Annotated in this window: 10 protein-coding genes and 2 pseudogenes; 7 read left to right on the top strand and 5 right to left on the bottom strand. The window is 45.0% G+C overall.

Annotated features, from left to right (window positions below; translation table 11 throughout):
* Nucleotides 1-46 precede the first annotated feature (46 nt).
* The 4 genes from RID09_RS23635 (at nucleotide 47) to RID09_RS23650 (ending at nucleotide 4,031) form a co-directional block, all read left to right on the top strand.
* The gene (locus RID09_RS23635; RefSeq protein ID WP_446338362.1) at nucleotides 47-1,531 is read left to right on the top strand and encodes a BCD family MFS transporter; all 1,485 of its coding nucleotides are present in this window, start codon (nucleotides 47-49) and stop codon (nucleotides 1,529-1,531) included.
* A 135-nt stretch (nucleotides 1,532-1,666) separates the two neighbouring features.
* Nucleotides 1,667-2,473, top strand: coding sequence for an inositol monophosphatase family protein (locus tag RID09_RS23640; protein WP_446338363.1), 807 nt, complete (start codon nucleotides 1,667-1,669; stop codon nucleotides 2,471-2,473).
* Nucleotides 2,474-2,654: 181 nt separating this feature from the next.
* Complete coding sequence (locus RID09_RS23645; RefSeq protein ID WP_446338364.1) at nucleotides 2,655-2,882, top strand: hypothetical protein; 228 nt, start codon at nucleotides 2,655-2,657, stop codon at nucleotides 2,880-2,882.
* 162 nt (nucleotides 2,883-3,044) lie between these two features.
* Nucleotides 3,045-4,031 (top strand): 3'(2'),5'-bisphosphate nucleotidase, encoded by a 987-nt coding sequence (locus RID09_RS23650; protein ID WP_446338365.1) that lies wholly within the window; start codon nucleotides 3,045-3,047, stop codon nucleotides 4,029-4,031.
* 351 nt (nucleotides 4,032-4,382) lie between these two features.
* Here RID09_RS23650 and RID09_RS23655 read toward each other — a convergent pair whose 3' ends face one another.
* The 3 genes from RID09_RS23655 to RID09_RS23665 all read right to left on the bottom strand — a co-directional run bounded on the left by RID09_RS23655 (nucleotide 4,383) and on the right by RID09_RS23665 (nucleotide 8,584).
* On the bottom strand, nucleotides 4,383-6,755 hold the full coding sequence (locus RID09_RS23655; protein ID WP_446338366.1) for a HEAT repeat domain-containing protein: 2,373 nt from the start codon (nucleotides 6,753-6,755) through the stop codon (nucleotides 4,383-4,385).
* Entirely contained in the window at nucleotides 6,733-7,521 is a 789-nt protein-coding gene (locus RID09_RS23660; protein WP_446338367.1) for a nucleoside phosphorylase, read from the bottom strand. The genes RID09_RS23655 and RID09_RS23660 overlap by 23 nt, the downstream gene beginning before the upstream one ends.
* A 370-nt stretch (nucleotides 7,522-7,891) precedes the next feature.
* Nucleotides 7,892-8,584: a CPBP family intramembrane glutamic endopeptidase gene (locus RID09_RS23665; RefSeq protein ID WP_446338368.1), complete on the bottom strand. Its 693-nt coding sequence runs from the start codon at nucleotides 8,582-8,584 to the stop codon at nucleotides 7,892-7,894.
* Nucleotides 8,585-8,921: 337 nt separating this feature from the next.
* Here RID09_RS23665 and ggt point away from each other — a divergent pair, with 337 nt between their 5' ends.
* The gene (ggt, locus tag RID09_RS23670) at nucleotides 8,922-10,478 is read left to right on the top strand and encodes a gamma-glutamyltransferase (protein WP_446338369.1); all 1,557 of its coding nucleotides are present in this window, start codon (nucleotides 8,922-8,924) and stop codon (nucleotides 10,476-10,478) included.
* 178 nt (nucleotides 10,479-10,656) lie between these two features.
* Here the strand turns inward: ggt and RID09_RS23675 are convergent.
* A pseudogene (locus RID09_RS23675) lies at nucleotides 10,657-12,038 on the bottom strand (RNA-guided endonuclease InsQ/TnpB family protein); the annotation flags it as partial.
* 275 nt (nucleotides 12,039-12,313) lie between these two features.
* Between RID09_RS23675 and RID09_RS23680 the strand changes: the two are divergent.
* Nucleotides 12,314-13,418 (top strand): annotated as a pseudogene (locus tag RID09_RS23680) (ATP-binding protein).
* 4 nt (nucleotides 13,419-13,422) lie between these two features.
* Nucleotides 13,423-14,997 (top strand): tetratricopeptide repeat protein, encoded by a 1,575-nt coding sequence (locus tag RID09_RS23685; protein WP_446338370.1) that lies wholly within the window; start codon nucleotides 13,423-13,425, stop codon nucleotides 14,995-14,997.
* A 169-nt stretch (nucleotides 14,998-15,166) separates the two neighbouring features.
* On the opposite strand, the gene RID09_RS23690 is transcribed toward RID09_RS23685, so the two are convergent.
* Nucleotides 15,167-15,742, bottom strand: a complete 576-nt coding sequence (locus tag RID09_RS23690; protein WP_446338371.1) for a DUF4126 domain-containing protein — start codon at nucleotides 15,740-15,742, stop codon at nucleotides 15,167-15,169.
* Nucleotides 15,743-15,833: the final 91 nt, after the last annotated feature.

Raw genomic sequence — 15,833 nt, forward strand, 5'->3', positions numbered from 1 at the left:
GGGTCATTAAGAATAAACTCCAGCAAGCGATCGCGTCTGAACGGCTATGGAAACCAGTGATTTTACTCAGTCCCCACCCACTCCCTCATTCCCGGAGAAACCCCTGCCCAGAATTGGGATTTTGACCATGTTCCGCCTGGGTTTATTCCAGATGGGGTTAGGCATTATGGCGATTCTCACCTTGGGTATCCTCAACCGGGTGATGATTAGCGAACTAGGGATTAATCCGGCTTATGCTACGGGGGTTTTAGCCATGCATCAACTGGTTGCCCCTGCTAGAATTTGGTTTGGTCAGCTATCCGATGCTAAACCCCTCTTTGGATATCACCGCAGTGGTTATGTTTGGCTGGGTACCGCCGGATTTACGATCGCGGCTTTTTTGGCGGTCCAGGTGATGTGGCAACTTGGTGAAGCGGTACAAAGGGCGGGAGGCTGGACGTTAAATACAGAGATATTAGGCTGGACAGGGGTATTGGCATTAATTTTTACCCTCTATGGCTTAGCCCTAAGTGCCAGTTCTACCCCATTTACCGCCATGCTGGTGGATGTTTCTGATGAGGACAACCGCTCGAAGTTAATTGGCACAACCTGGTCAATGCTGATGGTGGGTATTATTATTGGCGGGATTACTGGGGGTATCTTGCTCAAAAACCTTGATCCAGCAGAAACCGCCTCACCGATTGGTGCAGAGGTTCTATCCTCGTCATTAGCGACATTACAGACTCCCCTCAACCGCCTGTTTATTATTGTGCCACTAGTCGTTATGGGATTAGCGATCCTGGCAACTCTGGGAATTGAGAAAAAATACTCCCGCTACGCCTCTCGTTCGAGTTTAGTAGAGCGAGAAGACCAAGTTACGTTGGGTAGGGCACTGAAAGTTTTAACCGCGAGTCGCCAAACGGGTTTATTTTTTACCTTTTTATTGGTGATGACGATTAGCCTGTTTATGCAGGAAGGTGTGTTGGAACCTTATGGCGCTGATGTCTTTGGTATGCCCATTGCTGAAACCACGCGGCTCAACGCCTATTGGGGGTTAGGCACATTAATGGGTGTGAGTACCACAGGCTTTTTAGTCGTACCTCATATCGGTAAGCAGAATACAACGAAATTGGGTTGTATTTCAGTGGCAATTAGCTTCTGTCTGATTATTCTATCGGGATTTACCCAACAGGGGGAGATTTTGAAGCTAGCGATGCTGTTATTTGGTCTAGCGGCGGGAATCACCACGACAGGGGGATTAAGTCTGATGCTGGATCTGACGGCGGCGGAAACAGCGGGAACCTTTATTGGGGCGTGGGGATTAGCTCAAGCGATGGCGCGGGGGTTAGCTACCTTTATCGGCGGTTGGGTGTTGTCCATTGGACAAGCTCTGTTTACTGTACCGGTGTTAGCTTATGGCTTGGTGTTTGCCTTGCAAGCCGTGGGGATGATTGTCGCTATATGGTTTTTGGGACGAGTGGACGTGCAAGAATTCCGGGATAATACCAAGCAAGCGATCGCGACGGTTATGGAAAATGATTTAGACGGGTAATATTGTAGGGGCGGGTTTCACCGTTATCGTTTTGGGTTGACCCAGATGTAACTCGCGCCTGCCCTAACTTAATGCCTGAGGGTGACAATTTCTATCCAGGGACTCTGGATGAGGGATTATATAGATTTTTAACCAATGAAGGAATTTTGGGCGTCTGTACTTGACTTTGCCAAAGAGATTACCAACCATGTCGGTGGCAAACTCCTGCCTGATTTTCGCTGCTGTCAGGCGTCGCAAAAAGCGGATGGGAGTTTGGTGACAAAAGCGGATCATTTGGCAGATGAGACGATTCGTCGTGCGATCGCGTCTCGGTTTCCGAGTCATGGAATCTTAAGTGAGGAAGGGGAACATCAGTTCCCTGATACGGAGTGGTGCTGGATTATCGATCCCTTAGATGGTACGACGAACTTTACCCGAGGTATCCCAATTTGGGGGATTTCTCTGGGTTTGCTGTATCAAGGCACACCTGTGTTTGGTTATGTCCATTTTCCTCCCATTGGACAATCCTTTCATGGCTTTTGGGCGGGAGAATCAGGATTACCTGATATTATCCCTGGGGCATTTATGAATGAGTTTTCTATCCACAGTAGTCCGGATGAACTCAGTAGTAATCACTTTTTTAACCTTTGCTCTCGCAGCACCTCACTCTTACAGCAACCCTTCCCCTGTAAAATTCGTATGTTAGGGGTTGCCAGTTATAACTTCATCACCGTTGCGACTGGAGCCGTTCTCGGTGGGATGGAAGCAACGCCTAAGATTTGGGATATAGCGGGGGCTTGGGTGATTGTGAAAGCAGCGGGTGCGGTTTGGGTGTCGTTGGAGTCAGAGCCGATTTTCCCGTTGCAAGCGGGTCAAGATTACGGCGGGCGATCGTTTCCCACGCTGATTGTCAGCCGTTCTGAATTAGTGGATGTGTTTAAATCCTATATCCAACAGCATTAGCTACCTCAGCTCCCAGACGTGCCATAGCATGTCTCTACCTAAAGGTGGGGGTCTGGGGGAGCTATAGTGCTGCGCCCACAATCTTTGATTTTTTAGGAAGCCCTCGGTATAATCTTTGATTTACCGAGGGAGGATGTCACACCAATCCCCCGCAATCTTGGCTTGAACCTTGATGATCGCTGTGCTGAGAGGTCATGATGGAAGCGGCAATACGTTAGACATAGCGATCGATCCTAACCTTATGCCAACTGTACAGATTAATCCGGGTACAGGGAAAAGGCAGATCGTGATCAGTGGTGACATCGGGAAAGTTGAATCTAACCCAAGGGTGCGACCAAACAGTATTCCAGGTAAACGGGAAGCGGCTTCTCAACCAGTACCAGGGTATCAACGTCCCAAGGCTCACTGATATGAGTGTTTTAGGTAAGCCCCCACGATGGCGATTGCCCTCGTTACAAGAAAAGGTAAGGGCGGGCTAAAGCCGCTTAGTCGGGGTCTACACAATCTGTTTTCCCTTCCCGTTCTTAGCCCGGTTTTTTTGAGAGTATTATGGAGCAATAGAGAATTTACCATGTCTTACGAGCAAGAAAAACAGGTAGCTATTGAGGCGGCGCTGACAGCAGCCAAACTGTGTGAGCAAGTTCGCCAAGAACAGGTGCCTGAAGCGATGGAAAAGAGTGATAAGAGTCCGGTAACGGTGGCGGATTTGGGTTCCCAGGCGGTTATCTGTCGAGCGTTAGGGATGGCGTTTCCTGATGATCTCGTGGTGGGCGAAGAAGATGCATCCCAGTTGCGTCAACCGGAAATGGCTGACCAACTGAATCGGGTGAGTCACTATGTCAAGTCTGTTGTTGGTGATGCGACATCGGATCAGATATTGGACTGGATTGATCGCGGCAATAGTGAGATTGGTGGGCGCTATTGGACATTAGACCCCATCGATGGCACAAAAGGCTTTCTGCGTCAAGATCAATATGCTGTGGCTTTAGCACTGGTGGAACTGGGTGAAGTGAAACTCGGTGTTCTGGCTTGTCCCGCCCTACCAATTTCACCCTACGAACCTGATGGAGAAAAGGGTGTCCTATTCGTAGCGGTACGGGGTCAAGGAGCAACCATGGTTCCCATCTCTGGTGGAAAACCTCAGCCGATTCAGGTGACGAAGGCTGATAGTAACGAGGCGATGCGCTTTGTGGAGAGTGTGGAATCCGGTCATGGTGATCACTCACGACAAGATGCTGTTGCCAAGGCGGTAGGAATTACAGCCCCTTCGTTGCGGATGGACTCTCAAGCCAAGTATGGTGCCGTCGCCTCGGGGCGGGCGTCGCTTTACCTGCGTTTGCCATCACCCAAGTCTCCCGACTATCGGGAAAAGATTTGGGATCATGCGGCGGGAACGATTGTAGTTGAGGAAGCTGGGGGACGAGTGAGCGATATGTACGGCAAACCCCTTAACTTTTCTCTGGGTGCCAAACTTTCTGATAATCAGGGGGTAATTGTCAGCAATGGTGTGATTCACGATACCGTGCTGAAAGCCTTGCGGGAAACAGCTAGCGTTTGACCTATTCCTACCCTCAATTGAAGACTATAGCGTAGTTACCAGTAGAGTAGGGGCTTGGTAACCAAGCCCCTACTTCATCGATGCGGGAAAATAATAGCAGTTATTTGTTGCCACACTCATCCTACTATGCCTGAAATACTAACGGAGATTAATCTACCGCCCCAATTTCCTGTTCGCCGAAACCCTTGATCTACCGTAGGGTGGGCACTGCCCACCCCAATTCCCCTTGTCTTTACAATATTAAAACTTAAACCTCGAACCTAAAAGTTTTATTTATATTAACCCCGATAAGAGACAGTTCCTCAACTTGAGATGAATGTCAGCTTTTAGCTCAAAGGTTTGAGCCTCATCTTATCGTTTCAGGTTGAGGATAACTGACTCCAAAGTATCAGCTTGGGTAAAGTTTCCAGCTTTGAGGTTATTGGAATGGCGTTGCAGTAAATCAATATCCTGGGGTTTCCAAGAAACTAGGGAGGTAACTAGGGCTATCTTTTCGGCTAAATCTTGTTGCACTCGTGGCAAATCTTGAGCGTTTTCCCAGACTTGCAGAAACAGTTCCAGTGTTTTTTTGCCCTCTTCATAGTTGAGTTCTGTCGGAGTTGATTTAGGATAGCCTAGCCATTTCAGCAGCATTTTTACTTCCTCAGTACCCCCACTCAATAAATAGGTGGCAAACCGCCATTGTTCAAAATCTGGTTGATTAGGTTCATAGACATTATTTAGAACAAAAACAATCTCATTTAATTCCAGTTTTCGGATATTAATTAATCCAAGAGCTACCCAGTTACGAATGGATGAGTCAACAGTTTCATCCTGAAGGAAGTTAAGAATTTCCGGGATGTATTGAGCGCCAGCTTTCCCCAGTTTACCTAATGCCTCAACCGCCAAAAAGCGACGAACATCATAATCAACGGTTTCATTCTTGAGGAAATTAAAAATTTCAGGAATGTATTGAGCGCTATCTTCCCCCAGTTTGTCTAATACTTCACCCACCAAGAAGCCACTAAGTCTTGGATCAACGGTGTCATCCTGGAGGAAATTAAAAATTTCAGGAATGTATGAAGCGCCAGCTTCCCCCAGTTTAATTAATGCAACAACTGCCAAGCCACGATGATCTGAAGAAACGGTGTCATCCTGGAGGAAGTTAAGAATTTCCGGGATGTATGGAGTGCTAGCTTCCCCCAGATTTCCTAATGCCTGAGCCGCCGATTTACGAATGTAGGAATCAACAGTTTTATCCTGGATAATGTTAAGAATTTTCGGGATGTATACAGCGCCAGCTTTTCCCAGTTTCCCTAATGCCTCAACCGCCGATTTACGAATCAACGAGTCAATGGTTTCATCCTGGAATATTTGGGCAATCTCAGGGGCGTATTCAGCCCCAGCTTTCCCCAGTTCACCTAATGCATAAGCCGACGATTCGCGAACTTGTGAGTCAATGGTTTCATCTTGGAGGATGTTGACAAGTTCAGGGGCGTAGGCAGCGCCAGCTTCCGCCAATTTGCCTAATACCTCAGCCGCCAAGCCACGAACTTTTACATCAGCGGTTTCATCCGTAAGGATGTTGAAAATATTAGGGGCGTAGGCAGCGCCGATTTCCCCCATATCCTTTAATGCATCAGCCGCCGATTCACGAACTTGTAAATCAACGGTTTCATCCTTGAAGATGTTGAGAATCTCTGGGATGTATACAGCGCCAGTCTCGCCCAGTTTACCTAATTTCTCAACTGCCCAGCTACGAACTAATGAATCAACCGTTTCATTCTTGATGACGTTGAAAATCTCAGGGATGTATACCAGCCCAGCTTCTCCCATATTCCTTAATGCATAAGCCAAGGCATAAGCCAAGGCATAAGTCGTCGAGCTTCGATCTAGTGAATCAACGGTTTCATCCTGGAGGAAGTTAAGAATTTCTGGAATGTATACAACCCCAGCTTCTCCCAGTCTGACTAATGCATTAGCCGCCCGACTACGAACTTCTGAATCAGCGGTTTCATCCTTGAGGATGTTGGCAATCTCAGGAGCATATATAGCCCCAGCTTCCCCCAGATTGCCTAATACATCAGCCGCCGAGCCACGAACCCACCCGTCAACGGTTTCATCCTGAACGATGTTGGCAATCTCAGAAGCGTATATAGCGCCCGCTTCTTTGAATCTAACTAATGCATCAACCGCCGAGCCACGAACCCAGCCGTCAACGGTTTCATCCTGGAGAAAGTTGAGAATATCAGGGATATAGTTGACACCCGCTTTCCCCAGTTTGTCTAATGCATCAGCCGCCGAACGACGAACCCATAAGTCAACGGTTTCATCCTGGAGAAAGTTGAGAATATCAGGGATATAGTTGACACCCGCTTCCCCCAGATTGACTAATGTATAAACCATCAGGTGACGATCTAGTGAATCAACAGTTTTATCCTGAAGGATGTTGGCAGCTTTCTCAGCAATATCCTCATCCTCTGGTTTTTCAATGACAGCTTGTAAGTCCTGTGGATCATATCGAGCTAATTGCCAGAATGCATATTCTTTAACTTTGTCATGCCCATCGTCGATGGCAGCGATTATCCCATCAATATGCCAGGGTTGCGGCTTGGGCTTGGGCGGTTCTTGAGCGCTAACCCAAGGAAGGGCAAGTGAGAGCGTCAGGAATAAGGTAAATAGAAATAGGAAAAAGGGATAAAAGGTTTTGGTTTGATTAAATTTATTGTAAGCTATTCTGGTCAACGTTTTCGGCGGCACGTATTGCCACTGCGATCGCACGCTGCACAGCCACCTCTTTTTGCCCGATAATAACCGCCTCTCCCGCTGTTCGCTGGGCAACAACACCACAGACACAAGCCGCCGCAAATCCATACACTCCTGCCATTTTTAATAATGTGCCACATTCCATCTCATAGTTGAGAATATTCAAACGGCGGTATTCTTGAGTGATGCCTTGAAGCTGACGCATTAAATAAGGATTCGCTGAATCGGTGCGTTCTTGCCCTTCATAAAATGTATCCACCGACGCCGTAATCCCCAGATAATGCTCAATCCCTAACTCCTGCGCCGCCTTAACTAATGCCACCGTCAGAAACGGATCAGCCGCCGCCGGATATTCAATTGGGGCAATATCATTGGCTGCACCTTGGCGACATAATGCCGCACGAGTAATCACAATACTACCCACAGGTATATAGTCTTGAATCGATCCACAAGTCCCCACCCGAATAATTGTCTCAATCCCCAGTTGCACTAACTCATTCACCACAATACTCACAGACGGTGCGCCCATCCCACTCGTCGCCGATAAGATGGGGCGATTATTGGACAGTTTGCCCAGATAACTCTTTAATCCCCGATTCTCCGAGAGCAGACGCCCATCCTGTAAATAGTCTTGAGCAATCTGTTCGGCGCGTTGCGGCTCACCGGATAACAGCGCCAGGGTAGGGGGTGGTGAACCGAGGTCATCTTGCCCGAAGCCAAGGTGATACATTGAGGAACTGGTCATAGCTTGAATGCGCGATCGCCAATTTTTCGGCTACCATTGATGGAATTTTACTTCAGGATAAAGTTCCCGTAAAAGTTAGGTTTTTTAGGGAAATAGTTTTGACTAAAAAATATATTGGCTAGCATGACTATGGTATCAATACCCTTAAACGGGTTGACTAAAATAGGTGAGAATAGCCAGAGCGACAAACAGAGTAAGAAGTAACCATCGACGCCGTTTGAGCATTTGGTCTAGATATCTATTCATAGAACTCCTTTTTTTAGCCTAACGATTAAAAGGAAACGAGGTAAATAGAACTATTATAAATGACAAGTAATATAGCTAACCTCAACAGAAGCGAGCATGAGGAGCCTCACCCCTGTCACCCTACTTACCCGAACAGCAGATGCCAACCCACTATTGCGATCGCTAAATCCGCGAGAATGTGGCTGACGTAACTTGACCATAAGGTACGATAGGTGAGATAACACCATGACCATACTGCCCCAGCGATGAATACGCCCAAGGAACCGAGTAGAACTACACCCCAATCGGCAGTATAAGCGGCTAATGCAATAATGTGATGGAGTGTGAATAGCATAGCACACAAAAATACGGCTCTTGTTCCAGATACCAATACCTCACATTTTTTATACACAAACCAACGCCAGATGTACTCTTCAATCAGGGCATTAATGAAGGTAAAATATAAGGCGCCACTCAGATAAACATTGGGGCTAGTAATCCCGGCTTGTTTTGCCTTAGTCCGCACATCTATAACATCAATCCACTGCTGACCAAACAGCCAATAGGCACTGATAATTATACCAAACATCAACAGTCCCAATCCTGCACCCGCTAACAACTCCTTTTTCTTCGGTAGGGATAGTTTAAATTTGCCATGATCCACCCAAATAAACCAGACTAGCGGTAGTGCAAGTAACCAGACTTTGCACAGGGAAAAGATTGTCTGTCCGAAAGAACCCGGAGCAATATATAATGCCATTGTTATCCCGAAGCTGGCAGCAGATACAAGTAATAACAATGCCAAGAGTGCATTTTTGCGGGGATGAGTTGTTAACATTTGACCTTCTGTCGCCCTAGGTTTAAGTTGTATTTAACCCTAAAGGGTTTAAGGGGAGTCACCCGCAAAGATATGTGCCACTTTTAGAAGTTGTCAATGGCTATTGAATTGACTTATCCTCTCACAGAGGCTGTCTAACCCTAGCCAGAACCGAAGATAGCGGTTACTACAAGCCAGCGCGATCGCACTTCGATTTCTGGTTCCGGTGGCTCTTGAAAACCAGACAGTTTGGTAACTGTCACAACGCTCTGCTGATCCTGATCCTGGTTATGATGACGTGAATAACTGCTATAACTCAAAAGCTTCTGGTGGTTATTCGGACTAGACATTAACCGTTATGATACAAAAAACACGCGGCGCGATCGCGGCTGGACATGAGAAAACGGCTGAGGCGGGTAGGGAAATGTTTCGTCTCGGTGGTAATGCGTTTGATGCGGCGGTTGCAGCGATTCTCGCCTCTTTTGTTACTGAACCGGGACTCACCTCAGCGGCGGGGGGTGGTTTCCTCTTAGCCCATACCCCAACGAATGATAATATTCTCTTTGATTTTTTTTGCCAAACCCCACGTCAAAAACGTCCTGAGAAGGACATTGATTTTTATCCCGTTGATGTTAATTTTGGTGGCGCTATCCAAGAGTTTCATATCGGACTGGGTTCTATGGCGGTTCCGGGAAATATGGCTGGCGTGTTTCATGTTCACCAACGATTGGGTAGCTTACCCTTTCATGTCCTAGCTGAACCCGCGATTCACTATGCAAAAAATGGAATTCAATTAAATCGATTTCAATACTATTGTTTAACTTCAATTTTGACGCCAATTATTATGGCGGAGCGCAACAGACAAAACATATTTATTCTTACCGGGGAACCCATTGAACCCAATGGAATAGTAATCATGCCAGCCTTTGCTGATACGTTAGCGTATTTGGCAAAAAAGGGTGTCCAAGAATTTTATCAAGGAGATATTGCTCATCAGTTGGTCAAAGATTGTCAGGTGTTAGGGGGGTATTTAACCTTAGAGGATTTCAATGATTATCGGGTAATAGAACGGCAACCTTTAACGGTTAATTATCGAGGCAATACCTTATTAACTAACCCACTTCCAAGTTCGGGTGGAACTTTGATTGCTTGGGCATTAAAATTATTATCGACCATTGATTTAGCGAATCTGAGTTTTGGGAGTGCGCGTCATCTAGAAATTCTGGCACAGGTTATGCAGTTGACGAATGCAGCCAGACAGCAGGGATTGAATGATTATCTATATCAAGAGGATATTGCCGATCAATTTTTAGCTGATGATTCTATTGCTCAGTATCAACAAGACTTAGCAGAAACAGTGAATAAATGGGGCAGTACTACCCATATTAGTGTCATTGATGAGGCGGGAAATGCGGCTAGTGTTACCACGTCCAACGGGGAAGGATCGGGTTATGTGATTCCCGGTACAGGCATTATGGTAAATAATATGTTAGGAGAGGCAGATTTAAATCCCCAAGGCTTCCATCAGTGGCAAGAAGATGTGCGGATTTCGTCGATGATGTCTCCTTCTATTGTTTTGCAAAAAAATCAGGCAGAAGTTGTTTTAGGCTCAGGGGGTTCTAATCGGATAAGAACGGCTATTTTACAAGTTATTTCTAATATTTTAGATTTTAATATGTCTATTGAGCAAGCCGTCGATAGTCCGAGAACACATGGAGAAAAGGGTAGATTTCATATCGAACCGGGTTTAACTGAAGCTGAAATTATCAATCCCTTGCTGACAAATCAACAGGTTGTGCGTTGGCGAGAAAAAAATTTGTTTTTTGGTGGCGTTCATACGGTGATGAAAACCGCTGAGGGTTTAGTTGTCGGCGCTGGTGACAGCCGTCGGGATGGTGCGGTGGCTAAGTTGTAGGGGGAATTCATCAAGTTAACTGGCGGTTGAAACCGCAGCTACATTCCCGAAGGGTAACCCGCCTGCGCGGATTTTCACATCCGTAGTTATGTAGGATGGGTAAGAATGATAAAGTGACATCCTCCTACACCGAATCAAAGATTACGGTGTAGGCTTCCTTTGTCGTAGTTTTACGGCTACGCTTCTGGCGTTTTATAGTGGGGAATATTCCCAGCCCCACTCTCTTAATATTAATCGCTGCATTCCAGTCTCTATCTAGGATTAACCCACACAAGCACTCGTGTATTCGTATCGATAAATCTTTTTGAACTAGGCGATTACAACAAGAACATATCTGGCTTGTATCATGGGGTGTACGGGCGAAGCATTTACGAATACAAGTTATGCAATTCATTACTACCTTTTCTCCGTAAATGCTTCGCCCCTACCCACCGACTTACCAGCTTTTGCAGCTTTGTAAGTGAGAATTGATAGGAATTGACCCCAGCCAGCGTCATTAATTGATTTATTTAAGCCTGATTTAGCACTTTGTCCATTAGGTAAATAATTTCCATTTTCATCTTGCTTTGGCTTGTTTTTCCGGGATAAATTCCCCTGTTTAATGTCTTCAACAAAGAACACCTGTTCATCGCGGCTCACCAGTCGCGTTGCTGATTCATAATGAAACTGCTTACGCTTGCGCTGCAATTTGGCGTGGTGCTTAGATATCTTTTTTGCCAATTTCCGCCGTGATGCTGATTTGTGCGGCTTTTTGTCCTTACGATTTTGAAGCTTGGCTAGTTTGTCTTCCGACTTGCGGTAGTGTTGTTGGATGGATTCAACCGTTCCATCTGATGCCGTCCAGAATTTCTCTAGACCAACATCAAGTCCTAGGGAGTTATCTTCAGTTGTCTGCATCTCTGGTGGAGCCAGACTGGGAACGGTTTTGTCTTCCAATGTTAAACACACGTACCAACCATCTGCTTTATGAGAAACCCGTGCCGCCTTAATCATAAACCCTTCTGGGATGGGACGATGATAAATAAGCTTAACTTGACCAATTTTGGGTAGGTTGACATAAGCAATATCTCGCCGTGTGTCGCCGTTTTTGCGCCGATGGGGATTAACTTCAACACTTAGACAATCAGGTTTTAGCTGAGGAATAGAAATTGTCCGGTATCTCTTAACAGATTTAAATCGAGGTTTACCACTTCTTTGCCCCTTAAAATCACCTTTTAAAAAGCGATTAAATGTATCCTCTACTCGCTTAATAGCTTCCTGGATGACTTGAGAATGAACACCATCATATAAATGCTTGTGAGATTCTCTTGACCAATGGGTAGCCCGTTTTTGGCTATAGTAACTTGGCTGGTCTTTTAGTTCTGGTAGATGAGTAATAAAAATTGGGCAAGCATTGACTGGGGAGCGATTACAATCCCACCAGTTAAACCGTTCTTCTATCATCAAATTATGTATCCTGCACAAATTGTACAGCCATTCGTTTAGTTGGTTAGACTGCTGTTTATTCGGTACAATTCGATACTGATAATTCAGTTTAAATGTGTCCTTACTTCGCTTCAATTTTCATCACCTCCTTATATAGTATAATACCACACTTATGACAACCATCAGGATGAAAACAAGTTTCCTTTCACTGGCGATTCATCCCACGCTCTAATCTTTGATTGAGCGTGGGGCTTCTCGCCGAATAAGCTAAAATACCGTAATAGTATCGTTTGTTGTTCTTGTCCACCGCAGGGTAACTTGGGATTTACTATATTACCCGTGGTGCAAGATGTGAGTAAAATGTAGGTGTCGCTATTTTCCCTAATAGGCATCGTCATTCAATTAACCCAATGACTTCACTCCCTCCCAACCGCGCTACCACACTAAAAACAGCTTTTCGGGCTTGTGATGTGGGTCCCCTGCTGGGTCCAGATGTTGAACGATATTATGTGGATTTGTCAGCAGTACGGAATACGGAAGCGATTGAAGGAGTTAGCGCCCGTTTAGACTTTCTTGAACCTGCTGAATTTAGCTCAATTTTATTTACCGGACATCGGGGATGTGGTAAAAGTACCGAACTGCGGCGGATTCAGCACCGATGGGACGCGGAATATCGGGTGATTTATTTAGAAGCGGATGCTGAATTGGATATTAATGATGCCGACTATACGGATTTATACCTGATCATTACTAAAAAGGTGGCTGATGAACTCTATAAATTAGGGGCAAAGTTTGATACGCAATTGCTACATAATTTTGAGTCTTGGTTTAAGCAAATTACCCACGATTTTCGATAATTTAGACCGAGTTCCGCCTAAGGTAGGTAATCATTTATTCTTTGATTATGCGGCGCAACTGCAAGGGTTACATTGTACGATTATCTATACTGTGCCGATTTCGGTCGTCTATTCTCCCCAAAATCTGAGTAATGCCTTCGATAGTCCCAATATTATGCCCATGGTCAATATCTATGACTTAGTACGCGATCGCTGGGATTTGGACTATAATCCACTGGGACTCGCTGGAATTGCTAGTATCGTTGAGCAACGGGTAGATACAGAGGCTGTATTTGACTCCCGCGAACAAGTGCTAAATTTAGCGAAAGCCAGTGGGGGTCATGTGCGTCAATTGATGCAAATGACTGCTAAAGCTTGTCTCACTGCGGCGACTCGTGGTCATCAGAAAGTAACCACCGATGATGTTACCTATGCAGTGAAACAGGAACAGTTTAACTTTGAACGAATTATTCCCCAAAACCATTATCCTGTTTTGGCGCAAGTTTGTTTAACTAAGGATATTGAAAAAGATGAAACTGGACAGTTAATGTTATTCAATACCTCAGTATTGGAGTACAACGGCACAAATCGCTGGAATTATATTAATCCTGTATTAAAGCAAAGTAATGCCTTCCAAGATGCCCTTCAACTCGCCCCAAGAAAGTCTAGCACTCCCTAAAGAGATGTCAGAACGAGAGGTCTTTATTGCCCGGAATCAGCAGTCCTTGGCTGAACTGGTGACGTTTGGGGATTTTGCAGATGAAAAATTAACCATTGGCTTTGTTGAGGTTAATTTTGCTAAAGATAGAGATTGTTTAATTGACATTATCACGACTCATCCTCAATGTCAGGATATTCAGTTTGAGGTAGTGAAATTATCTGATCCCAATTTGCGGTTTGTGCGGGATGCGATTGTTGAGGAATTAAAGAAAATCCAAAGAGATGAGGATAAAAAATTAGTTCTAATTATTATTGGTTTAGAGAAATCAATTGGTATGTCGGGGGATTATCCGCCCGTACTGCAAGACCTGAATTTTGTGCGCGATGCTTTTACCGCTAGTGTCCCTCATCCTATTTTGTTCATTTTACCCGATTATGCGATAACTCAACTGGCAAAGTATGCGCCAGATTTTTGGGCGTGGGGGAGAAAAGTGTTTCATTTTGAAACGGGACAATTAACCAGAGAGGAGGCGATTCAGCAAACTATCGGTTCAGATAGAATGATGGGAAGTTTGGAGTTATCGGAAAAGCAAGAACGGATTGATTTACTCCAGCGTTTGTTAATGGAATACTACCCTTCTGGTCAGTCAGACACAGGTACAAATCTTAAGACACGTATTAATATTTTGATTCAGTTAGGAAAAGCTTATTATAGTCAGGGAAAGTTTGCAAAGGCGAGAGAACATCTGGAACAAGCCTTAGAGTTAGCCAATGATCATGATGATTTGGCATCACTCAAGGCAACAGCATTATATGAATTAGGAATAATTCAGCTTAATCAGGAAAGATTTCAGGAAGCGTTTGCTCTTTTTCAGCAGTCGTTAGAACTCCAACGGCGTCTAGGCGATGTGCAAGCCGAAGCTGCAACATTGAATGGTTTAGCAAATATTCACATCCAACAGGATAAAATAGAAAAAGCGATTACTCTTTTTCAGCAATCGTTAAAACTCCAACAGCGCCTAGGCGATGTCCAAGGAGAAGCGGCAACATTAAGCAATTTAGCAGGTACTTACGTTTATAAGGGAGAAATAGAAAAAGCGATCACCCTTTTTCAGCGAGCATTAAAGCTCCAACAGCGCATAGGCAATGTCCAAGGAGAAGCCGCGATATTAAACAATCTGGCGTATATCCACGCCCATCAGGGGGACATCAAAACAGCGATCGCTCTTTATCAACAATCTTTACACCTTACACGGCGTATAGGCAATGTGCAAGAAGAAGCAATAACGTTACATAATCTGGCAGATATCCACACCCAACAGGGGGATATTGAAGAGGCTATCATCCTTTATCAGCAATCTTTAGACTTGACTCAACGCATTGGTGATGTTCAAAATAAAGCCGCAACCTTGGCAATGCTAGGACAGTTATTCGCGGATAAAAAAGGAGAAGTTGAAACCGCCCTCAACTACTTACAGCAAGCCCTAGACATTTTGCAGCGCCTGCAATCTCCTGAAGCTAAAACAGTCTCTAGAATTCTGGATAGAGTAAAGCGTGATAGTTATCCTGTGGTGGGCAAGAACAACGAACGAGAATAAAAGCTTAAATGTTTATAAGACTTGCCCACCCTACATAAAAATCTGGGTCTATAAAATTTTTGTCTAAATCCTCTAACGTCCTCTGCGTCCCTCTGCGCTAACCTCTGCGTACCTCTGCGTTAAAAAAATACTTCCAATGCCAAAGGATATAATATAATCCCCAATCAAACTACAAAACTTGCCGATATCGCCGCGAACGATTGTTCCTGCCATATAAACGATACCATTGTTGAGAACTGCGAATCGCTAGCCACAATAGAATCAGCGCAATTAATCCACCTTGTTGAGGCGCATCAAAGGCAAAGATAACTAACGCCACACATAAAACATCTTGGCTAAAAACCAGCCATAACGGTAAACCTCGCAAGCGAAAAAACCAGCCAACTTGTACCAATTGCAGGACAAATGCTAATAACCCACTAACTATCCCAGCAATCCAAATAATTTCCACAGGGGCGTTAACAAACTGGGCGACAGCAATACCCATAATCGCCCCAACCCCAGGACTAAACAGGAGTTGGACAATTTGCAAGACTCGCTGTCCCACCAGCTTCTTGGAGGCAAATAATTCAAATAACGAGAAGGTGGTCAAAATACCGACTAAAACCGAGGGATGAATAAGAGACAGCAGAGGAATTTGATTCCAGAGGTTGTCGCTTTGCAACAAACCAATCACCAACAAAGGCAAAGCAATCCTCATTCCTACGGCTGCTGCTACCGAAAGTACGGCTAGGAGTTCAATCATTATTACCTAATGCCTGCAATAGAAATCAACATAGTTATCCCCCTGTCCTCAGTTTAACGTTTGTAGACAATCCCACATCCTTTGATGCCCT

The sequence above is a fragment of the Coleofasciculus sp. G1-WW12-02 genome, assembly GCF_040219735.1.
Classification (GTDB): domain Bacteria; phylum Cyanobacteriota; class Cyanobacteriia; order Cyanobacteriales; family Coleofasciculaceae; genus Coleofasciculus.

What these genes read in the sequence shown, in the direction of transcription:
- ggt (WP_446338369.1), top strand. Translation starts at nt 8,922, where the DNA reads ATGATACAAAAAACACGCGGCGCGATCGCGGCTGGACATGAGAAAACG.
- RID09_RS23690 (WP_446338371.1), bottom strand. Translation starts at nt 15,742, where the DNA reads ATGATTGAACTCCTAGCCGTACTTTCGGTAGCAGCAGCCGTAGGAATG.
- RID09_RS23635 (WP_446338362.1), top strand. Translation starts at nt 47, where the DNA reads ATGGAAACCAGTGATTTTACTCAGTCCCCACCCACTCCCTCATTCCCG.
- RID09_RS23650 (WP_446338365.1), top strand. Translation starts at nt 3,045, where the DNA reads ATGTCTTACGAGCAAGAAAAACAGGTAGCTATTGAGGCGGCGCTGACA.
- RID09_RS23665 (WP_446338368.1), bottom strand. Translation starts at nt 8,584, where the DNA reads ATGTTAACAACTCATCCCCGCAAAAATGCACTCTTGGCATTGTTATTA.
- RID09_RS23640 (WP_446338363.1), top strand. Translation starts at nt 1,667, where the DNA reads ATGAAGGAATTTTGGGCGTCTGTACTTGACTTTGCCAAAGAGATTACC.
- RID09_RS23685 (WP_446338370.1), top strand. Translation starts at nt 13,423, where the DNA reads ATGTCAGAACGAGAGGTCTTTATTGCCCGGAATCAGCAGTCCTTGGCT.
- RID09_RS23660 (WP_446338367.1), bottom strand. Translation starts at nt 7,521, where the DNA reads ATGACCAGTTCCTCAATGTATCACCTTGGCTTCGGGCAAGATGACCTC.